Origin of the sequence: Cellulomonas avistercoris (assembly GCF_014836445.1) — a bacterium.
Lineage (GTDB): Bacteria > Actinomycetota > Actinomycetes > Actinomycetales > Cellulomonadaceae > Cellulomonas > Cellulomonas avistercoris.
In genome coordinates, this window is sequence record NZ_JACSQV010000012.1 from 142069 (window position 1) to 162950 (window position 20882).

Here is a 20882-nt window from a genome sequence, read left to right on the forward strand (position 1 = left end):
GTGTCGTCGTCCTCGTGGCCGTGCCGCACCCCGCCGGGTGCGCGAGACCAGGAGCCCCACCGTGGCGTACCCGCTGCACCGCACGTCCGACGCAACCCCCGCGACGGTCCCGCCCAGCCCCGACCTGCCCGCGCTCGAGCGCGACGTGCTGGCGCACTGGGAGGCGGACGGCACGTTCCGCGCGTCGGTCGAGCAGCGGCCCGCGGGCGAGGACGGCGCCAACGAGTACGTCTTCTACGACGGCCCGCCGTTCGCCAACGGCCTGCCGCACTACGGCCACCTGCTGACCGGCTACGCCAAGGACGTCGTCCCGCGCTACCAGACGATGCGCGGACGGCGGGTCGAGCGCCGGTTCGGCTGGGACACCCACGGGCTGCCCGCCGAGCTCGAGGCCGAGCGCGTCCTGGGCATCACCGACAAGTCGCAGATCGACGAGATGGGCATCGCGGCGTTCAACGACGCGTGCCGCTCCTCGGTGCTGACGTACACCAAGGAGTGGCAGGAGTACGTCACCCGCCAGGCACGCTGGGTCGACTTCGAGAACGACTACAAGACGCTGGACCCGTCGTTCATGGAGTCGGTCATCTGGGCGTTCAAGCAGCTCTACGACAAGGGGCTGGCCTACGAGGGCTACCGCGTCCTGCCGTACTGCTGGCGCGACGAGACCCCGCTGAGCAACCACGAGCTGCGCATGGACGACGACGTGTACGCGTCGCGCCAGGACCCGGCGCTCACCGTCGTGCTGCCGCTCGTCGACGCACCCGGGGCGCTCGCGGACGCGGCGCTGCTCATCTGGACGACGACCCCGTGGACCCTGCCGTCCAACCTCGCGGTCGCGGTCGGCCCGGACATCGACTACGTCGCCGTCCGGCCCACGGAGGGCGCGTTCACCGGACGTACCCTCGTCCTCGCGGAGTCCCGCCTGGCGGCGTACGCGCGCGAGCTGGGGGAGCCCGAGGTCGTGACGCGGCTGACGGGCGCCGACCTCGTCGGCCTGCGCTACCAGCCGCCGTTCGACTACTTCGCGGGGCGCGAGAACGCCCATCAGGTCCTCGGTGCGGACTTCGTCACGACCGAGGACGGCACCGGCCTGGTGCACCTCGCGCCCGCGTTCGGCGAGGACGACGCCGCGGTGTGCGCCGAGGCGGGCATCGAGACGGTCGTCCCGGTGGACTCCAAGGGGCGCTTCACGACCGAGGTGCCCGAGTACGCCGGGCAGCAGGTGTTCGACGCGAACCCCGGGCTGATCCGCGAGCTCAAGGAGCGCGGCGTCGTCGTGCGCCACGAGACGTACGAGCACTCCTACCCGCACTGCTGGCGCTGCCGGAACCCGCTGATCTACAAGGCCGTGTCGTCGTGGTTCGTGCGGGTCACCGAGTTCAAGGACCGCATGGTCGAGCTCAACCAGGGCATCGAGTGGATCCCCGGGCACATCAAGGACGGCCAGTTCGGCAAGTGGCTCGACAACGCGCGCGACTGGTCGATCAGCCGCAACCGGTACTGGGGCACGCCCATCCCGGTGTGGGTGAGCGACGACCCGGCGTACCCGCGCATCGACGTGTACGGCTCCTTCGCCGAGCTCGAGGCCGACTTCGGCCGCGTGCCGACCAACGCGGCCGGTGAGCCGGACCTGCACCGGCCCTACGTCGACGACCTCACGCGCCCCAACCCGGACGACCCCACGGGCCGCTCGACGATGCGCCGCATCCCCGACGTCCTCGACGTGTGGTTCGACTCGGGGTCGATGCCGTTCGCCCAGGTGCACTACCCGTTCGAGAACCGCGAGTGGTTCGAGCACCACTACCCGGGCGACTTCATCGTCGAGTACATCGGCCAGACGCGCGGCTGGTTCTACACGCTGCACGTGCTGGCCACCGCGATCTTCGACCGCGCCGCGTTCCGCAACGTCATGTGCCACGGCATCGTGCTGGGCGACGACGGGCGCAAGGCCAGCAAGTCGCTGCGCAACTACCCGGACCCCGTCGAGATGTGGGACAAGTACGGCTCGGACGCCGTGCGCTGGTCGCTCATGTCCTCGACGATCCTGCGCGGCGGCAACCTGGTCGTCACCGAGGACGGCATCCGTGACGGGGTCCGCCAGGTCCTGCTGCCGCTGTGGAGCACGTACTACTTCTTCACGCTGTACGCGGGCGCGGCGGACGAGGGACGCGGGTACACCGCGCAGCGCGTGACCGCCGAGCGGGCCGCGGGGCTCGCGCCCATGGACCGGTACCTGCTCGCGCGGACGGGCGAGCTCACGGCCACGATGACCGCGCAGCTCGACGCGTACGACATCCCCGCCGCGTGCGAGTCGGTGCGCGAGCACCTCGACCTGCTGACCAACTGGTACGTGCGCACGCAGCGCGACCGGTTCTGGTCGGAGGACCACGACGCGTTCGACACGCTGTGGACCGCGCTCGAGGAGCTCACGCGCCTCATGGCACCGCTCGCGCCGCTGGTCACCGAGGAGGTGTGGCGCGGCCTGACGGGCGGGCGCAGCGTCCACCTGGCCGACTGGCCGGTCCCGGACGGCCCGCTGGTGCGCGACGAGTCCCTGGTCGCCGCGATGGACGAGGTGCGCGCCGTGGTCTCGGCCGCTCTCGGGCTGCGCAAGGCGCACCAGGTGCGCGTGCGCCAGCCGCTGCGCCGGCTCACCGTCGCGGTCGCGGACCCCGCGGCGCTCGCGCCGTACACCGACCTGCTGGCCGCCGAGCTCAACGTCAAGCACGTCGACGTGGTCGAGGCCGACGCGGCCACGACCGAGCGCTTCGGCATCACGCAGCGCCTCGCGGTCAACGCACGTGCCGCCGGCCCGCGCCTGGGCCGTGCCGTGCAGCACGTCATCAAGGGCGCGCGCAGCGGCGCGTGGCGGCTCGACGGCGACACCGTCGTCGTGACGACCGACGACGGGGACGTGGCCCTCGAACCGGCCGAGTACGACCTGACCACGGTCGTCGGCGAGGGGGCGGGGGCCGACGTGGCCGCCGCCGTGCTGGCCGGCGGCGTGGTCGTCGTGCTGGACCTCACGCTCGACGACGCGCTGCGGGCCGAGGGCTACGCCCGGGACGTCGTGCGGGCCGTGCAGGACGCGCGCAAGGCCGCCGGGCTGCACGTCGCCGACCGCGTCGACCTCACGCTCGCGGTCCCCGGCGCCCACGTCGCCGACGTCGAGGCGCACCGGGAGTTCGTCGCGGCGGAGACGCTGGCCTCGACCGTGACGATCGAGCCCACCGACGCGGCCGAGGTCGCCGTGACCGTCGTGCGGGCCGACGCATGAGCCGCGACCACGGTGGCGCCGACCACCTGAAGGACGAGGCCGCGCGCGCGGCACGCGAGGCGGCCGACCAGGTCTACCGCACCATCCTCGACCGCGCGCCCGAGCACGACATCGACCCGACGCTCGACCGCGTGCGCGACGTGCTCGAGCTGCTGGGCGACCCGCAGCGCGCGTTCCGCACGGTGCACCTGACGGGCACCAACGGCAAGACGTCGACCGCGCGCATGGTCGAGCGGCTGCTGCGCGAGCACGGCCTGCGCACGGGCCGGTTCACCAGCCCGCACCTGACGCGCGTCAACGAGCGCATCAGCATCGACGGCGAGCCGATCAGCGACGAGCGCTTCGTCGAGGTCTGGCACGACGTCGAGCCGTACGTCCGGATGGTCGACGAGCGGCACCTCGCGCAGGGCGGCGAGCGGCTGTCGTTCTTCGAGGTCTTCACGGTCATGGCGTACGCCGCGTTCGCGGACGCGCCGGTCGAGGTCGCGGTCGTCGAGGTGGGCCTCGGCGGGCGCTGGGACGCGACGAACCTGGTCGACGCCGAGGTCGCGGTCATCACGCCGGTCGCGATGGACCACGAGCGCTACCTGGGCGACACCCTCGTGGAGATCGCGTCCGAGAAGGCGGGCATCGTCAAGGACGGTGCGACGCTCGTGCTCGCGCAGCAGACCGACGACGTCGAGGGGGTCGTCCTCGCGGCGGCCGCCGAGCGCGGTGCGCGCGTCGTGCGCGAGGACGTCGACATCTCCGTGGTCGACCGCCAGGTCGCCGTGGGGGGTCAGCTCGTCGCGCTGCGCGGGCTCGGCGGCGTCTACACCGACGTGTTCCTGCCGCTGTACGGCGAGTACCAGGCGCACAACGCGCTGCTCGCGCTCGTCGCGACGGAGGCGCTGCTCACGGGCGGTGCCGCGCTCGACGGGTCCGTCGTCGAGGCCGCGTTCGCCGACGTGACGTCGCCCGGCCGGCTCGAGGTCGTGCGCTCGAGCCCGACCGTGCTCGTCGACGCCGCGCACAACCCGGCGGGCGCGGAGGCGCTGGCCGACGCGGTCGCCGAGGCGTTCGACTTCACGCGCCTCGTGGGCGTCGTCGGCGTCATGGCCGACAAGGACCCCGAGGGCATCCTGGCCGCGCTCGAGCCGCTGCTCGCCGAGGTCGTCGTCACGCAGGCGTCGACGTCGCGCGCGCTCGAAGCCGACGACCTGGCCGAGATCGCGGTCGACGTGTTCGGCGAGGACCGCGTGCACGTGGCCGCGCGGCTGCCCGACGCCATCGACCTCGCGGTGCAGCGCGCCGAGAGTGAGGCGGAGCACGGCGCCGGTGTGCTCGTCACCGGGTCGGTCCTGCTCGTCGCAGAGGCGCGGGTCCTGCTCGGCCGTGCCTGACACCGCTGCCCCTGAGGCGGGCGCCCCGCCGGCGGGTGCCGCGACGGGTGGCCGTGCGGCCACCCGTCGTGCGCTGCTCGAGGCCGCCTACGTCGAGTTCATCGAGGTCGGCTACCTGCGGACCACGATCGGCGCGGTGTGCACGCGCGCCGGCTACACGCGAGGGGCGTTCTACTCGAGCTTCCGCTCCAAGGAGGACCTCGTCGCGGCGCTGTACCGCAGCGCCAACGCGCTCCAGGTCGCGCGGGTCCGCCGCGCGGTGCTGGGCGCCGTCGGCCGCGCGGCACCGGGCACGCACCCCGGTGCCGCGGTGTCGGCGGCGCTGCGCGACCTGTCCGGACAGATCGGTGACGAGGCGCGCTGGTTCGGGGTCGTCACCGAGCTGCGTGGCGTCGCCGTGCGGGACGAGCGCGCGCGGGCCGTGCTGCTCGACGCCCAGGACGACCTGTACGCCGGGCTGCAGGGGATCGTCGAGGAGGTGCTGCGACGGACGGGCACGACGACCGCGCTGGCCGTGCGTGACGTCGTGGTCGTCGCCGTCGGGCTCTACGAGCGCGCGTTCGCGTCGGGAGCGCCGGACGCGCCGGCCACCGCCACGGCCGTGGCCGTGGCGACGGACCAGCTCGAGGCGTTCCTGCGGGCCGTCACCCGGGACTGAGCCCCGCGGAGGACCGGCCGGCCGCCAGGGCGGCCACGTCGTCCACCGTGACCCGCGGTCCGGACCAGCCCAGCGTGCGGATCCGTCCGTCGTCGACGACCTGGTCGTGCTCGACCTGGTACATCATCTCCACCTGCTCGCGGGCGCTCGGGTCGACGAGGGCGGCGACGCGGACGACCGGCGCGCGCAGCGCCCGCAGGCGCACGCGCCGTCCGTCGTCGCGCACCCGGCCCAGTGCGGCCGCGACGGTCCGGCCCGTGACCGGCTCGGTCACGGGAAGGTGCAGGACCGGTCCGCCGCGCAGCGCCGGGTCGTCGGCGACGCGGACCAGGGCTGCGGCGACCTCGGTCGTGAGGGCGAACGTGTGGCGGGCGTCGGGCGAGCCGAGCCAGCGCAGCGAGCGGCGGCCGCCGGTGCGCGCCGCGGTGGTGACGGCCTCCCAGGGGAGCACGCTCGTGGTGGCGCCCGGTCCGACGAAGTCCGCCGCACGGCACACGACGACGTCGAGACCGGCAGCCGCACGCTCCTCGAGGACCCGCCACCCTGCGAGCCGCGCGGCGCCCTTGCGGCTGCACGGAGCCAGGGCCGTCGACTCGGTGAGCACGCCCGTGGCGGCGCCGTAGACGTAGACGTTGTCGAGGAACGTCAACGGCAGCCCGAGGTCGTCGCACGCCGCGGCCACCGCCGCGACGAGGGGCGGCCACTCCTGCTCCCACGTCCGCGCGACGTACGGCAGCCCGAGGGTGGCGATCACCGCCCCGCAGCCGTCGAGCGCGGCACGCAGCTCGTCGCGTCCGTAGCGCGCGATCGTGCGGGCCGCCGCGCCCGCCGGCAGCACGGTCGGCGCCGTGCGTCCGACCGCCGCCGCCGTGCGTCCTGCCGCGGCGAGCCGCTCCAGGACGAGGGCACCGATCTGCCCGGACGCGCCGACGACGGCGACCGGCGCGACGTTCACGGGTGCGCCCCGACGGGGACGCGCCCGGCCGCGACCGCGGCGGACCGCGGGACGGTCGTGGACGGCGCGGCGTGGGGCGGGGTCACCGCGACGCGCACGCAGACCGCCCGGAGCCGTCCCCCGTGGTGCACGAGGTGCAGACCGACACCGTCCCCGTCGACGACCGCGGCGCCGCCGGTGCCCGCCACGAGGATCGACGCGCGGTCGTGCGGGCGCAGCAGGTCGGCCCGGCCGGCCTTCACCGCGCACTCGAGCGCGGTCCAGGCACGCACACGGTCCCAGGGCGTGCGCTGGGCGGCCCGCTCGGGCGCGGTGAACGCGTCGACGCCGACCGCCTCCACCTCCCGCCACCGGTCGAGCACGCACGCGTCGACGACGACGGCGCCGGGTGCGACCGCAACGTACGTGCGACCCGCCTCGTGCGACGCCGACACCCCGACGCACCCGGTCCCGACCGGGACGACGTACCGGCCGGGCGCCAGGAGGGCACGCAGGACCGCGTCGGTCCCGCGGCGGGCGTCCAGGGAGCCCGGGGCGAGCAGCCGACGGGCCACGGCGGTCACGGCGGCCCGCACGCGGGCGTCGTCGCGCCACCGGACGTCGCCCGGCAGCGCCAGGAGGGTGGCGCCCGTGTCGGGGACGGCAACCGGTGCGTCGGCCGCCGCCGCCCGTCGGTCCTCGCCGAGGTCGGGCGTCGGCACCACGGCGGCGCTCATGCCGGCACCCCGTCCCGGAGCACGGGCGTCGTCCCGGCGCCCGCGGCACCGGCGTCCTCGTGCAGCGGCACCCCGGCGGCCCGCAGGCACCGCGCCGTGGCGTCCAGCGCCCGGTCGAGCTGGTCCGTCGTGTGCTCGCTGGTGAGGAAGAAGCGCAGCCGCGCCTGGTCGTCGGGGACGGCGGGGTGGATGATCGGGTTCGCGCTGACGCCCGCGTCGGAGAGCCCTCGGGCGACCGCCACGGCCGCGCGCGAGTCACCCACGATCACCGGGACCACCGGGACGCCGACGGCGGGTCCGACGTCCATGCCGCGGGCCCGTGCCCCGGCGAGGAAGTGCGTCGCGTTGCTGCGCAGCCGCACCAGCCGCTCCGGCTCCTCGCGCATCACCTGGATCGCGGCGACCGACGCGGCCGTGTTCGCGGGTGTCAGACCGGCGCTGAAGACGAGCGCCGACAGGGTGTAGCGCAGGTGCTCCACGAGCGCGCGGTGCCCTGCGAGGTAGCCACCGCACGACGCGAGGCTCTTCGAGAGCGTGCCCATGAGGATGTCCACGTCGGCCGGGTCGACGCCGAGCTCCTCGCAGACGCCGCCGCCGTGCGCGCCGAGCACGCCGACGCTGTGCGCCTCGTCGACCATGAGGTGGGCGCCGTGCCGCCGGGCCGACGCGACGAGCGCGGGGAGGTCCGGCAGGTCCCCGTCCATGCTGAACACGCCCTCGGTGACGACCAGGACGCGGCGGAACCGGTGCCGACGTGCCCGCAGGGCCTCCTCGACGAGGTCGGCACGCCCGTGCGGCACCGCGTGCCGCGTGGCGCGCGACGCGGTGATCCCCTGCTGCAGGGAGTCGTGCACCAGGGCGTCGTGCACGACGAGGTCGTCGGGTCCGTACAGGTGCGGCACGATCCCCACGTTGGTGGCGTGGCCGCCGACGAGCACGACGGCGTCCTGGGTGCCGAGGAGCCCGGCGATCGCCTGCTCGAGCTCGGTGTGCAGCGGCCGGTGGCCCGACAGGATCCGGGCCGCGGAGACCGACGTCCCGTAGCGCTCCACCGCGTCCTGCGCGGCGCGCACCACCCGCGGGTGGCCCGCCAGGCCGAGGTAGTTGTACGAGCTGAACGACACCAGCTCACGCCCGGCGACGGACGTGGTCGCGGCGACGCGGCCGTCGTGCGGCAGGTAGTACGGGACGCCCGCGCCGCGCGCCGCGTCCTCGAGCCGGGCGACGGTCGCCCGGACCTCGTCGAGCTCGGCGGGACGAGCGAGGTCGGGGGCGGGTCGGGCGTGGTGGCTGTCGGCCGGCGGGACGGCGGCCGGCGGGCGTGCCTCGACGGGCGCCGTCGGGTCCGTGACCGCCGCCGCGGCCACGCTCGTGATCACGTCGTCGACCGTGCGCAGCGACCGCATGTCGTCCGCCGAGGGGCGCCAGGCCGGGAAGTGCCGGCCGAGCACGGAGGCGACGTTCGTCATCATGAGCGAGTCGAGGCCGAGGTCGGTGCCGAGGAGGGCGCCGCCCGGCACGTCGTCCAGCGCGTAGCCGCCCACCTGGGCCACGCACGCCCGGACCTCCGCCCGGACGGCGTCCCGTGCGGCGGCCGCGGACGCAGCGCCGGGAGTCGGTGGGGTGCCGACGCCCTCCGGGGTCGGCCGTGCGGTCGGGATGCCGGGTGGGGTCGCGGTGCCGGCCGCGGGCGGGGTGCCCTCGGCGGCGGCGGGCCCCTGCGCCCGGGCGAGCGCCTGCGCCAGCACCTCGACCTGGGCGCCGAAGAGCGCGACGAGGTCGGCCGCGCCGGAGGGGCCGGGTCGTGCGGGGGAGGGTGGGCCGGCGGTCGGGCCCGCCGGTGTGGGTGCGGTGGTGCCGGTGGGCTCTCCGTGCAGCACGACGGTCTCCTGCTCTTCGTGGGTGCGTGGGCATCTGCTGGCGGTTCCCAGGTGACCGAGCACGAGGTGGGCCCGGACGTCCGGGACGGTGAGGACGAGCTCGGCGAGGGCGGTCAGCACGCCGTCCTCGGTGTCGTTCGGTCCTCCGAGGCCGATCTCGACGGCCGTGTGCGCGGGGTCGGCCTCGCGGAACATGCGGACGAGGGACGTCCCCCCGCTGACCTGCACGACGAGCCCGGGCGCGGTGGCGGCGGCCACGCGGGCGGCCTCACGGAAGCGCACCGGCCCGGCGATCTGCCGGCCGAGGAGCGTGAACGCCTCGTCCGCGTCGCCGACCGCCGTACCGGACACCGACGAGACGCAGGTCACCCGGGTGCGCGCGACGGGTGGCCGGGGCATGCGGGCGAGCCGCTCGCGCATCGCCCGGTCGGCGTGCGCGTAGTGCGGCGTGTGGAACGCGCCGGCGGTGGCCAGCAGGGTCGCCGCGATCCCCGCGTCCTCGAGCCGGGCTGCCACCGCCACGAGGGCGCGCAGCGGGCCACCGAGGACGACCTGCCGCGGTCCGTTGTCGCACGCGAGGTGGACGTCGGGGTGGGCGCCGACGAGCCCGGCGACGTCCGCCGCACCCGCGCGCACGGCGAGCATGCCCGTGTCGGGCGCCGCGGTGCGCATGCAGTCGACGCGGTGGGTGACGACGTCGAGCACGGTGTCCTCGTCGAGGACGCCCGCGGCGTGCAGGGCGCCGAGCTCGCCGACCGAGTGGCCCAGCGTGGCCACGGGCCGCAGGCCGAGCTCGAGCAGCGCGGCCGTCGTGGCCAGCGCGAGTGCCGTCAGCATCGGCTGCGCGACGGCCGTGTCGGCGACCGCCGACGGGTCGGCCGCGCCCCCGGACCACACCTGCGACAGGTGGCGCCGCACGGCGGTGCCCTCGAGGCGTTCTGCCAGCCGGTCCTCGAGGCGTCGCACGCGGGCCGCGAAGCCGGGCAGGAGCGCCGCCAGGGCGGCGTGCTCGCCAGGACGCTGGCTGCCCTGCCCGGGGTAGAGCAGCAGCACCGGGACCGGCCCGGCGACGTGCCGGGTCGCCGCAGCGTGCGTGGCGGGCGAGGCGCCGTCCGGGACGGTGCCGTCCCGGACGGCGCGCAGGCCCGCGGCGAGCCCGGCCCGGTCGGCGGCGTGCATGACGGCGCGGTGCGCCAGGAGCGGCACCAGCGCGTACCGCGCCGCGACGTCGCGGACGGTCCACGCGGTGCCCGGCCGGTCGGTCCCGACCGGCTCGAGCGCGGCGAGCAGGCGCGCCGCGCGGGCGCGCAGCTCCTGCGGGGAGGCGGCACTGAGGACGACGGGCACGCGGGCGTCAGCCATGGCGGACCACCACCTCGGGGTGCGCGAGGACGGCGTGACCGTTGGTGCCGCCGAAGCCGAAGGCGTTGACGGCGACCCGGCGCACCGGCACCGCGAGGTCCGCGGGCGTCGACACCCCGAACGGTGAGCCGTCGAGCAGCGCGTGCCAGCCGGCGTCGTCGGCCGGCTGCGGTGCCCAGCGCCGGTGGCGCAGGGTCAGCAGCGCCTTGACGAGCGCCAGCGCGGCGGACGCGGCCATGGTGTGCCCGATGACGGCCTTGACGGATCCCAGCCGTACGGTGCCCGGTGGCGCGTCGGGCAGGACGCGCCGCAGCGTCTCGAGCTCCGTCAGGTCGCCGACGACCGTGCCGGTGCCGTGCCCCTCGACCGCGTCGACGGGTGCCGCCGGGTGGTCGCGCAGCGCCGCACGGACCGCCGCGACCTGGCCGTCGACCGTCGGGGTCATGACGCCGGGCGCCCGCCCGTCGTTGGCGCTGCCGCAGCCCTCGACGACGCCCCACACGTCGTCGCCGTCGCGCTCGGCGTCGTCGAGTCGCCGCAGCAGCAGCAGCGCGCCGCCCTCCCCGATCACGAAACCGTCCGCCGCGCGGGTGTACGGGCGGCACGCCCCCGAGGGCGACAGCGCACCGATCGCCGAGAACCCGGCGTGCGCCTCGGGCGTCAGCGCGGTGTACACGCCACCGACGACGCACGCGTCGACGGTGCCGGCGGCCAGCAGCGCGCAGGCGACCTCGAGGGCGGTCATCGCCGACGCGCACGCCGAGTCGACGGCGAAGGCCGGCCCGTGCAGGTCGAAGACGTGCTGGACGGAGGCGGGGACCATGTTCGGCAGCACGCCGGGCATGGTGTGGCCCGTGATGGGGCGCACGGCGCGGCCACCGGCCCGCCGCACGGCCGCGACCTCGTCGGCGGTGCCGGTGGCGAGCGCACCGTCCACCGTCATCGCGGCGAGCAGGTGCGCCGTGCTCAGGGCGCGGTAGTCCGTCGAGCTCACGCCGATGACGGTCGCGACACGGGCACCCGGGCGACGGACGTCGCGCCGGGCTCGCGCGAACAGCTCGTCGGCCAGGCCGATGGCCATGCGCTGCTGAGGGTCCATCCGGCGGGCGCGTGCCGCCGGCACGCCGTGCCGGCGGGCGTCGAACGCGTAGGGGTCGGCCAGGGGTGCCATGACGTGGGCGCCGCCGCGGCGCGCGCCGTCGCGCGCGGCCGGGCCTGACGGCCGGGGCCACCGGTCGACCGGCACGGCGCGGAACTGCGGCTCGGCGCACTGCACGAGGTTCCAGAACTCGTCGAGGTCGTCGGCGCCCGAGCTGCGGGCGGCGGCGGACGTGACGGCGATCAATGGGTATGACATCACAAGCCCCCTGAACTGCAGCGATACACTGCGTATCGGACGTTAGCAGCCCGTTTCGCCCGCTTCGTGGGACGTAGGGGCTTTTCTCCGGACGTGGTGCGCCGGTCTGCGTCCCCTCGCGCAGGAACCCGCGCTCGGCGGTCGACGGGTGCTGTGCACGCCCGTGCGGTGCCGTCCGGTTGACGCACGCCGGGCGGAGAGGTGAGGTGGACCTGCGCGTGCGCCGTCGGCGCGCGTCGCGGCCACGTCGTCGGCCGCGCGTCCGGTCGAGGGAGGCGCGAGCGTGAAGAAGCTCATCAACGACCCGCAGGACGTGGTCGCCGAGTCGGTGGAGGGCTTCGGCCTCGCCCACGCCGACGTCGTCCGCGTGCAGCTGGACCCCGTCCTCGTCACGCGTGCCGGCGGCACGGTCGCCGGCAAGGTCGGTCTCGTGTCCGGGGGCGGCAGCGGCCACGAGCCGCTGCACGCCGGGTTCGTCGGCGTCGGCATGCTCGACGCGGCGGTGCCCGGTCAGGTCTTCACGTCACCCACGCCGGACCAGATCCTGCCCGCGCTCGCGGCCGCCGACGCCGGCGCGGGTATCCTCATGGTCGTCAAGAACTACACGGGTGACGTCCTGAACTTCGAGACCGCCGCCGAGCTCGCCGACGCGGACGGCATCACGGTGCGCCACGTCGTCGTCAACGACGACGTGGCCGTCGAGGACTCGTTGTACACGGCCGGCCGGCGCGGCGTCGCGGGCACGGTCGCGGTCGAGAAGATCGCCGGGGCGGCCGCCGAGCGCGGCGACGGCCTCGACGCGGTCGCCGCCGTCGCCCAGCGCGTGGTCGACAACGTCCGCACCATGGGCCTGGCGCTCACGGCGTGCACCGTGCCGCACGTCGGCCGCCCGAGCTTCGACCTGGGCGACGACGAGATCGAGATCGGCATCGGCATCCACGGCGAGCCAGGGCGGCACCGCGTGGGGCTGGAGAGCGCCGACGCGCTGACGGAGAAGCTGCTGACGCCGGTCGCCGACGACCTGGGCCTCACGGGGGGCGAGCGGGTGCTGCTGCTCGTCAACGGCATGGGTGGCACGCCCGCCTCCGAGCTGTACGTCGTCTATCGTCGGGCACGCGCGTTGCTCGAGGAGCGTGGGGTCGAGGTGACCCGCTCGCTCGTGGGCAACTACGTGACATCGCTGGAGATGCAGGGGGCGTCGGTCACCGTCCTGCGTCTGGACGACGAGCTGACCACCCTGTGGGACGCGCCTGTGCACACGGCCGCGCTGCGCTGGTGATCGACGTGGGCGGGGACTCGGAGAGGCTGGGCGGATGACGTTGGACGCGGCATGGGCCGTCGACTGGGTGCGCCGCAGCGCGGCGACGGTCGCGGAGCACCGTGACGAGCTGGTCGAGCTCGACCGGCAGATCGGCGACGGCGACCACGGCGAGAACCTCGACCGGGGCTTCCGCGCGGTCGTCGCCAAGCTCGACGGTCTCGACGCCCCGCCCGCGAGCGTCGGTGACGTCCTGCGTCTCGTCGCCACGACCCTGATGTCGACCGTCGGGGGTGCGGCCGGCCCGCTCTACGGGACCGCCTACCTGCGCGCGTCGAAGTCGGGCGCGGCGACCGAGCTCGGTGCCGACGGCGTCGTGGCGATGCTCGAGGCGGCGCTGGACGGGATCGTGACGCGCGGCCGCGCGAACGCGGGGGACAAGACGATGGTCGACGCCTGGACCCCGGCCGTCGCGGCCGCGGTGGACGCGGCCGACCACGGCGCCCCGCCCTCGGCGGTCCTCGCCGCAGCGGCCCGCGGTGCGCGTGAGGGCGCTGCCGCGACCGTGCCGCTCGTCGCGAGCAAGGGGCGCGCCAGCTACCTCGGCGAGCGGTCGGCCGGGCACCTCGACCCGGGGGCGCGCTCGAGCGAGCTCATCCTGGTGGCAGCGGCCGAGGCGGCCGCGGCCGCGGACTGATCGACGACGACCGCGCCGACCACGGCGCGGCGGATGACGCGCGGCGCCGACGCCGCGGGGGAGGCAGGATCCGGTGACGGATCGGTGGGCGCCTGTGGCGCTCGTGCTCGTTTCGCACTCGCGTGCGCTCGCCGAGGGGACCGCGGAGGTGGCGGCGCAGATGGCACCGGGCGTGCGCATCGTGCCGGCGGGCGGCACCGACGACGGTGGGCTGGGCGCCAGCTTCGACCGCGTGGGCGCAGCGCTGCGCGACGCGACCGACGACGGCCGCTCGGCCGTGGTCGTCACGGACCTGGGCTCGGCCGTGCTGACGGCCGAGGCCGTGCTCGACCTCATGGACGAGCGCGTCGTCGCACGCGTGCGGCTCGCGGACGCACCCTTCGTCGAGGGTGCCGTCGCGGCCGCGGTGACCGCGCACGGCAAGGCGGACCTGGCGACCGTGCTGGACTCCGCGCAGGCGGCCGCCGACACGTTCGGGCCCGCGCGGCCGGTGTCCGGCACCTCGGTCGCGGCCGGTGCGGCGGTGGGTGGTCCGGCGCCCGCCGGCCCCGCGCCGGTCGTCCCGGCGGCCGCCGAGCCGCGCCCGGTCGACACGGGCGTCGTGACGCAGGACGACGGTTCCGTGCGGGCCACCGCGGTGCTGCGCAACCCGCTCGGGCTCCACGCGCGCCCGGCCGCGCTCATCGTCCGGATGCTCGCGCCCTTCGACGCCAAGGTGCAGGTGGACGGCGTCAACGCCGCCAGCGTCCTGGACCTGATGAAGCTCGGGGCGGTCCGGGGCGACGTGCTCACGATCACGGCGCAGGGACCGCAGGCGGGCGAGGCGGTCGAACGCCTCCTGGTCGACGTCGCGGCCGGCTTCGGCGAGGTCTGACGCGAGCCACGTCAGGTCCGCGCGGCACGGCGCGACCCTGCCGCGCGGCTAGCCTGGTCCGATGAGCACGCAGCAGCCCGCCCCGACGCGGCGCAAGCGTCCGGCGAAGCCGCAGTTCACGCAGATGACGCTGTTGCTGGAGGCCTTCCTGGTGGGCTTCGCGACCCTCGTCGCGTACGGCCTGCGCGTCGCGCCGCCCGCGACCGTGTGGACGCTCGGCGGTGTGACGTTCGCGATCCTGCTGCTGCTGTCCGGCTACGTGGGGCGCCCGGGCGGCTACGTCGCCGGCTCCCTGGCGCAGCTCGCCGTGCTCGGGTTCGGCGTGCTGGTGCCGATGATGTACGGCGTCGGTGCCGTGTTCGTCGTGCTGTGGGTCGTGTCCCTGCGCCTGGGCGCACGCATCGACCGCGAGCGCGCCGAGTGGGACGCGGCGCACCCGGAGGGCCCGCCGCCGGTGTGACGGACGTCGTCGGCGTCGGGCCACGGTGCGCCGATAGGGTGACCGCCATGACTGACGCACCCTCCCCGCAGCGCACCCTCGTCCTCGTCAAGCCCGACGGCGTGCGCCGCGGCCACGTCGGCGAGGTGCTGCGGCGCATCGAGGCCAAGGGCTACACGCTCGTGGCCGTCGAGCTGCGCCACGCCGACGAGGCCCTGCTCGTCGAGCACTACGCCGAGCACGCCGGCAAGCCGTTCGTCGACGCCCTCGTGTCCTTCATGCGCTCGGGCCCCGTGCTCGCGGCCGTCGTCGAGGGCCACCGCGTCATCGAGGGCTTCCGCTCGCTCGCCGGTGCCACCGACCCGACGGTCGCCGCACCCGGCACGATCCGCGGCGACCTGGCACGCGACTGGGGCAGCAAGCTGATCGAGAACATCGTGCACGGGTCGGACGGCGAGGAGTCCGCCGCGCGCGAGATCGCGCTGTGGTTCCCGTCCCTCTGAGCCACGTCACCGGCTGACCGCACGCGCCGTCCGGCGCGCCCGCCCCGCACCCGCGCACACGCCCGGGCGCAGGAGCGTGCGCGGCCGGACGGCCTGCGTTGCCTAGGCTGCCCTACGTGCACCTCAAGACCCTGACCCTGCGCGGGTTCAAGTCGTTCGCCTCGGCGACGACCCTGAACTTCGAGCCCGGGATCACGTGCGTCGTCGGGCCCAACGGCTCCGGCAAGTCCAACGTGGTGGACGCGCTCGCGTGGGTCATGGGGGAGCAGGGCGCCAAGTCGCTGCGCGGCGGCAAGATGGAGGACGTCATCTTCGCCGGCACGTCGGGGCGCCCGCCGCTCGGGCGCGCCGAGGTGTCGCTGACGATCGACAACGCGGACGGCGCGCTGCCGATCGAGTACTCCGAGGTGACGATCTCGCGGACGCTCTTCCGCAACGGCGGGTCGGAGTACGCGATCAACGGGCGCGGCTGCCGGCTGCTGGACATCCAGGACCTGCTCTCGGACTCGGGCCTCGGCCGCGAGATGCACGTCATCGTCGGGCAGGGCCAGCTCGACGCGGTGCTGCGGGCGACGCCCGAGGAGCGCCGCGGCTTCATCGAGGAGGCCGCGGGCGTCCTCAAGCACCGCAAGCGCAAGGAGAAGGCGCTGCGCAAGCTCGACGCGATGCAGGGCAACCTCACGCGGCTGGGCGACCTGACGGCCGAGATCCGCCGCCAGCTGGGGCCGCTCGGCCGTCAGGCGGAGGTCGCCCGCAAGGCGGCCGTCGTCCAGAGCGACCTGCGCGACTCCCGCGCCCGGCTCCTCGCCGACGACCTCGCGCAGCTGCGCGCGCGCCTCGAGCAGGAGATCGCCGACGAGTCCGCGGTGCTCGAGCGGCGCGCGCAGGTCGAGGCGCAGCTCGCGGAGGCCCGGTCCCGCCTGGGCGCCCTGGAGCGTGAGGCGGCCGAGGCGGCACCCGCCGTGAGCGAGGCGGGTGAGGTCTGGTACCGGCTGTCGTCGCTGCGTGAGCGGGTCCGGGGCACCGCGTCCCTGGCCGCCGACCGCGCGCGGCTGCTCGGGACGGCGTCGAGCGAGCGCACCGGCGGCCAGGACCCGGCCGACCTGGAGGCGCAGGCGGGACGCGTGCGGCACGCGGAGGCCGAGCTGGCCGCCGAGGTCGAGCTCGCGCGTGCCGCGGTCACCGCCGCCGGCGCCGCGCGGCAGGAGGCGGAGGCCGCCGCGACGGCGGCCGAGCGCGCGCTGGCCGACCTGCAGCGGGGGGCGGCCGACCGGCGCGAGGGCGTCGCACGGCTCGCAGGTCAGGTCGCGGCCCGGCGCAGCCGCGTCGAGGCCACGGAGGCGGAGATCGGGCGGCTGCGGGCGACCCTCGCCGCCGCCGAGGAGCGTGCGCGCGACGCGACGACCCAGTTCGCGGCGCTCGAGTCCCAGGTGGCGGGCGTCGAGCAGGGTGAGGAGGGTCTCGACGCCGAGCACGAGGCCGCCGCCGAGGCGCTCGACGCGGCCGTCGACCGGGTCGCCGCGCTCGAGGACGAGCTGCGCACGGCGGAGCGCGAGCGGGACCAGCAGTCCTCGCGCGCCGAGACGCTCGAGATGTCCCTGAGCCGCAAGGACGGTGCGGGCGCCCTCCTCGCGGCGGACGGTCTGCCCGGCGTGCTCGGCTCGGTCGCAGCCCTGCTCAGCGTGGACGCGCGCGACGAGGAGGCGATCGTCGCCGCCCTGGGTGCCGTCGCCGACGCGGTGGCGGTCGAGTCGGTCGACGCCGCGGTCGACGCCATCCGTCACCTGCGCACCGAGGACGCGGGACGCGCGACGCTCATGGTCGCCGGGTCCGGTGCCGTGCCCGGTGCCGACCTGCCGTCCGGTGCCGAGCGCGCGGTCGACCTGGTGCAGGCGCCGCCGGCCGTCCTCGACGCCGTGCGCGCGCTGCTGGCCGACGTCGTGGTCGTGGACGACCTGGCGGCGGCGCGCCCGCTCGTGGCGGCGCACCCCGACCTCGTCGTCGCGACGCGCACGGGTGACGTGCTGTCGCGGTTCCGCGCGTCGGGCGGGTCGGCCTCCGCGCCCAGCGCGCTGCACCTGCAGGGGGCCCTGGACACCGCGCGCGCCGCCGCGCAGACCGCGACCGCCGCGGCCGAGCGGCTGCGCTTCGAGCTGGCGACGGCGCGCGAGGCGCGTGCCGCCGCGCAGGCCGACGTGGACGCGACCCTCGAGCGCCTCAACGAGTCCGACGCGGCCCTGGCGGCCGTCGCCGAGCAGCTCGGGCACCTCGGGTCGGCGGCGCGTGCCGCGCGCGCCGAGGCGGAGCGCGTGCAGCGCTCGCTGGACGCGGCCGGCACGACGCTCGCGGAGGACCACGCGACGCTCGCCGAGCTGACCGCGCGGCTCGCGGCGGCCGAGGACGCCCCCGAGGACGCCGAGGCCGCGATCGCCGAGGCCACGGCGCGGCGTGACGCGACGGCTGCGGAGGCGACCGCCGCCCGCGGCCGCGAGACCGAGTCCCGGCTGACGCTGCGCACGGGTGAGGAGCGTGCGCGCGCGCTCGCCGGCCGCGCCGAGTCGCTCGAGCGTGCCGCCGCGTCGGAGCGTGCCGCCCGCGAGAAGGCGGTCCGTCGCGAGCAGGAGCGCGCGCGGCAGGCCGGCGTGGCGCGCGCCGTGCACACCGCGTCCGTGCACACCGGCACGCTCCTCGACCGGGCGCTGCGGCGCGCGTCCGACGAGCGCGACGCCGCCGAGACCGCGCGCGCCGAGCGCGACGCCGCGCTGGCGGGCGTGCGCACGCGCGTCGACGTGCTCGCGCGCGACCTGGCCGAGCTGACCGACGTCGCGCACAAGGACGAGGTCGCTCGCGCCGAGCAGCGTCTGCGCATCGAGCAGCTCGAGACGCGCGCCGTCGAGGAGCTCGGGCTCGACCCGCAGGTGCTGATCGAGGAGTACGGTCCGCACCGCGACGTGCCCGTCGTCCCGGCGCCGGGCGCGGAGCCGGACGACGGCCCCGCGGCCGTCCCCTACGTGCGTGCCGAGCAGGAGAAGCGCCTGCGCGCCGCCGAGCGCGCGCTGGCGCTGCTGGGCCGGGTGAACCCGCTGGCCCTCGAGGAGTTCGCGGCGCTCGAGGAGCGTCACCAGTTCCTCGTCGAGCAGCTCGCCGACCTCAAGAAGTCCCGCGCGGACCTCCTCGAGATCGTCAAGGACATCGACCAGCGCGTCGAGCAGGTGTTCACCGACGCCTACCGCGACACCGCCGCCGCGTTCGACGTGGTGTTCCCGCGGCTGTTCCCCGGCGGTGAGGGCCGGCTCGTGCTCACGGACCCCGACGACATGCTCACCACGGGCATCGAGGTCGAGGCGCGCCCGGCGGGCAAGAAGGTCAAGCGGCTCTCGCTGCTGTCCGGCGGCGAGCGCTCGCTGACCGCGGTCGCGCTGCTCGTCGCGATCTTCAAGGCCCGCCCGAGCCCGTTCTACGTGATGGACGAGGTCGAGGCCGCGCTCGACGACGCCAACCTCGGGCGCCTGCTCGGGATCTTCCGCGAGCTGCAGGAGGACTCGCAGCTCATCGTCGTGACGCACCAGAAGCGCACCATGGAGATCGCCGACGCGCTGTACGGCGTGACGATGCGCGGCGACGGCGTCACGACGGTGATCAGCCAGCGCATGGTGGAGGACGTCCCCGCCTGATCTCGTCGCCCGGGCGCGGGCCACCACGGCGCGGGCGGGTGAGGCCGTGTGAAGGTTGTGGGTGAGTTCCGTCGCGCGGGCGCGCCCCGGTCGGCACCGCGTCCGGCAGCGCCGGACACTTGGTCACGTGGCTGTCGTGATCTGGATCCTCGTCGCTCTGCTCGCTGCTGCGGCGGTGCTCGTCGTCGTGTCGCCGAGCACCGGCGAGAACGACAACCCCTGGCGTGCGTTCCGCCGCGGGCTGCAGGCGCGCCGGCACCCCGACGCGCAGCAGGACGAGGCCGCGCGCGCCGCGTCCGCCGACCCCGTGGACCTCTCGCTCGCGGACTTCCTGCGCGCGACCGCCTCCGAGGGCGACGGCTACCTGCAGCCCGAGGAGCTCGTCGAGGACCTGCGGACCGCGCGCGAGCGCGCCCGGACCGCACGTGAGCGTGCCGCGCACGTGGTGCGCCCGCGCCGCGACCACGCGGGGACCCGCGACCACGCGGGCGCCCGCGACCGCGCGGAGGCGCAGCGCACCACCCGGTGACGTCCGGCTGACCTCCCGGGTCGCCGCGAGGTCCCGCGGCCCGACAGACTGTCCGCGTGGACCTCAACGATCTCCTGCCCTACCTCATCGGCGCCCCCGTGCTGGTGGTGGCCGCCGCCGTCGTCCTGGGGCGCCGTCGTCGCACGGACGTGCCGGCACCCCGGGACGGTGACGAGCCGACCGGGACCACGACGGGCACCGGCACCGCCGTCGACGAGCCGCCCGCCGCCGCACCGGCAGCCGGACCCGCGGCTGCACCGGACGTCGCCGTGGAGCCCGCCACCGGGCCGCCCGTCGCCTCCGACGACCTCGTGGTGCCCGACGAGCTCGCGGCACCGCCCCTGGAGACCCCCGAGCCGTCGACCGGCCGCCTGCGGCGGCTGCGTGAGCGGCTCGCGCGGTCCGGCTCGCCGCTCGGGACCCGGCTGCTCGGCGTGCTCTCCCGCGACCACCTCACCGAGGACGACTGGGACGAGCTCGAGGAGACGCTCCTGCTCGCGGACGTCGGCGCGGGTCCCACCGACGAGCTGATCGACGCGCTGCGCACGCGTGTGCGGGTCGACGGACTGCGCGACGGCGAGCAGGCGCGCGCGGTCCTGCGCGAGCAGCTCCTCGCCCTCGTCGACCCGAGCCTCGACCGGTCGCTGGGCACCACGCCCACCACCGGCGCGGACGGGCAGCGTGTCCCGGCCGTCGTCCTCGTCGTGGGCGTCAACGGGACCGGCAAGACGACCACGGTGGGCAAGCTCGCGCGCGTGCTCGTGGCCGACGGCCGCAGCGTCGTCCTGGGGGCCGCGGACACGTTCCGCGCGGCGGCGGCCGACCAGCTGCAGACGTGGGGCTCGCGCGTCGGCGTGCCGACCGTGCGGTCCGACCGCGACGGGGCCGACCCCGCGGCCGTCGCGTTCGACGCGGTGCGCACGGGCGTGAGCGACGGCGCCGACGTGGTCCTCGTCGACACGGCCGGCCGGCTGCAGAACAAGGCCGGCCTCATGGACGAGCTCGGCAAGATCACGCGCGTCATCACCCGGACGGCTCCGCTCACCGAGGTCCTGCTGGTGCTCGACGCGACGACGGGCCAGAACGGCCTCAACCAGGCGCGCGTCTTCGGCGAGGTCGCCGGTGTGACCGGCATCGTGCTCACCAAGCTCGACGGCACCGCCAAGGGCGGCATCGTCGTGGCGGTGCAGCGCGAGCTGGGCGTGCCGGTCAAGCTCGTCGGCCTGGGGGAGGGGCCGGACGACCTCGCGCCCTTCGACCCCGAGGCGTTCGTCGACGGGCTCCTGCAGTCCTGACGCCGCCGCGGGGGCGGGGGCCCCCC

General features: G+C 75.9%; 15 protein-coding genes. 11 read left to right on the top strand and 4 right to left on the bottom strand.

What is annotated here, in order from left to right; translation table 11 throughout:
- Window positions 1-61: 61 nt before the first annotated feature.
- From ileS to H9657_RS14250, 3 genes are read left to right on the top strand one after another with little or no spacing between them, the layout of a single operon-like run.
- Entirely contained in the window at window positions 62-3277 is a 3216-nt protein-coding gene (gene ileS, locus H9657_RS14240) for an isoleucine--tRNA ligase (RefSeq protein WP_191784075.1), read from the top strand.
- Window positions 3274-4659 carry a bifunctional folylpolyglutamate synthase/dihydrofolate synthase gene (locus H9657_RS14245; protein ID WP_191784076.1) on the top strand — a complete coding sequence of 462 codons (1386 nt, stop codon included), beginning with the start codon at window positions 3274-3276 and terminating at the stop codon, window positions 4657-4659. The genes ileS and H9657_RS14245 overlap by 4 nt, the downstream gene beginning before the upstream one ends.
- The gene (locus tag H9657_RS14250) at window positions 4652-5317 is read left to right on the top strand and encodes a TetR/AcrR family transcriptional regulator (RefSeq protein WP_191784077.1); all 666 of its coding nucleotides are present in this window, start codon (window positions 4652-4654) and stop codon (window positions 5315-5317) included. The genes H9657_RS14245 and H9657_RS14250 overlap by 8 nt, the downstream gene beginning before the upstream one ends.
- Here the strand turns inward: H9657_RS14250 and H9657_RS14255 are convergent.
- From H9657_RS14255 to H9657_RS14270, 4 genes are read right to left on the bottom strand one after another with little or no spacing between them, the layout of a single operon-like run.
- Window positions 5304-6272, bottom strand: coding sequence for an NAD-dependent epimerase/dehydratase family protein (locus H9657_RS14255; protein WP_191784078.1), 969 nt, complete (start codon window positions 6270-6272; stop codon window positions 5304-5306). The genes H9657_RS14250 and H9657_RS14255 overlap by 14 nt on opposite strands.
- On the bottom strand, window positions 6269-6988 hold the full coding sequence (locus tag H9657_RS14260) for a hypothetical protein (RefSeq protein WP_191784079.1): 720 nt from the start codon (window positions 6986-6988) through the stop codon (window positions 6269-6271). Before H9657_RS14260 ends, H9657_RS14255 begins: the two co-directional genes overlap by 4 nt.
- A complete protein-coding gene (locus H9657_RS14265; protein ID WP_191784080.1) occupies window positions 6985-10230 on the bottom strand; it encodes an aminotransferase class I/II-fold pyridoxal phosphate-dependent enzyme in 3246 nt (1081 codons plus the stop codon). Before H9657_RS14265 ends, H9657_RS14260 begins: the two co-directional genes overlap by 4 nt.
- On the bottom strand, window positions 10223-11587 hold the full coding sequence (locus tag H9657_RS14270; RefSeq protein WP_191784081.1) for a beta-ketoacyl [acyl carrier protein] synthase domain-containing protein: 1365 nt from the start codon (window positions 11585-11587) through the stop codon (window positions 10223-10225). Before H9657_RS14270 ends, H9657_RS14265 begins: the two co-directional genes overlap by 8 nt.
- 283 nt (window positions 11588-11870) lie before the next feature.
- On the opposite strand from H9657_RS14270, the gene dhaK reads away from it, so the two are divergent.
- From dhaK to ftsY, 8 genes are all read left to right on the top strand, one after another.
- Complete coding sequence (dhaK, locus tag H9657_RS14275) at window positions 11871-12866, top strand: dihydroxyacetone kinase subunit DhaK (protein WP_191784082.1); 996 nt, start codon at window positions 11871-11873, stop codon at window positions 12864-12866.
- A gap of 34 nt (window positions 12867-12900) precedes the next feature.
- On the top strand, window positions 12901-13542 hold the full coding sequence (gene dhaL, locus H9657_RS14280) for a dihydroxyacetone kinase subunit DhaL (protein WP_191784083.1): 642 nt from the start codon (window positions 12901-12903) through the stop codon (window positions 13540-13542).
- A gap of 103 nt (window positions 13543-13645) precedes the next feature.
- Entirely contained in the window at window positions 13646-14416 is a 771-nt protein-coding gene (dhaM, locus tag H9657_RS14285; protein ID WP_318241513.1) for a dihydroxyacetone kinase phosphoryl donor subunit DhaM, read from the top strand.
- 61 nt (window positions 14417-14477) lie between these two features.
- On the top strand, window positions 14478-14876 hold the full coding sequence (locus H9657_RS14290; protein WP_191784085.1) for a DUF4233 domain-containing protein: 399 nt from the start codon (window positions 14478-14480) through the stop codon (window positions 14874-14876).
- A gap of 47 nt (window positions 14877-14923) precedes the next feature.
- Window positions 14924-15358 (top strand): nucleoside-diphosphate kinase, encoded by a 435-nt coding sequence (gene ndk / locus H9657_RS14295; RefSeq protein WP_191784086.1) that lies wholly within the window; start codon window positions 14924-14926, stop codon window positions 15356-15358.
- A gap of 116 nt (window positions 15359-15474) precedes the next feature.
- Window positions 15475-19032, top strand: coding sequence for a chromosome segregation protein SMC (smc, locus tag H9657_RS14300; protein ID WP_191784087.1), 3558 nt, complete (start codon window positions 15475-15477; stop codon window positions 19030-19032).
- A gap of 127 nt (window positions 19033-19159) precedes the next feature.
- Window positions 19160-19561, top strand: a complete 402-nt coding sequence (locus H9657_RS14305) for a hypothetical protein (protein WP_191784088.1) — start codon at window positions 19160-19162, stop codon at window positions 19559-19561.
- A gap of 56 nt (window positions 19562-19617) precedes the next feature.
- Complete coding sequence (ftsY, locus tag H9657_RS14310; RefSeq protein WP_191784089.1) at window positions 19618-20856, top strand: signal recognition particle-docking protein FtsY; 1239 nt, start codon at window positions 19618-19620, stop codon at window positions 20854-20856.
- The last annotated feature ends 26 nt before the right edge of the window (window positions 20857-20882 follow it).

Excerpts from the sequence above, each read along its gene's own strand:
- H9657_RS14260 (WP_191784079.1), bottom strand. The coding sequence starts at position 6,988 with ATGAGCGCCGCCGTGGTGCCGACGCCCGACCTCGGCGAGGACCGACGG.
- H9657_RS14270 (WP_191784081.1), bottom strand. The coding sequence starts at position 11,587 with ATGTCATACCCATTGATCGCCGTCACGTCCGCCGCCGCCCGCAGCTCG.
- dhaL (WP_191784083.1), top strand. The coding sequence starts at position 12,901 with ATGACGTTGGACGCGGCATGGGCCGTCGACTGGGTGCGCCGCAGCGCG.
- H9657_RS14290 (WP_191784085.1), top strand. The coding sequence starts at position 14,478 with ATGAGCACGCAGCAGCCCGCCCCGACGCGGCGCAAGCGTCCGGCGAAG.
- ndk (WP_191784086.1), top strand. The coding sequence starts at position 14,924 with ATGACTGACGCACCCTCCCCGCAGCGCACCCTCGTCCTCGTCAAGCCC.
- H9657_RS14245 (WP_191784076.1), top strand. The coding sequence starts at position 3,274 with ATGAGCCGCGACCACGGTGGCGCCGACCACCTGAAGGACGAGGCCGCG.
- H9657_RS14265 (WP_191784080.1), bottom strand. The coding sequence starts at position 10,230 with ATGGCTGACGCCCGCGTGCCCGTCGTCCTCAGTGCCGCCTCCCCGCAG.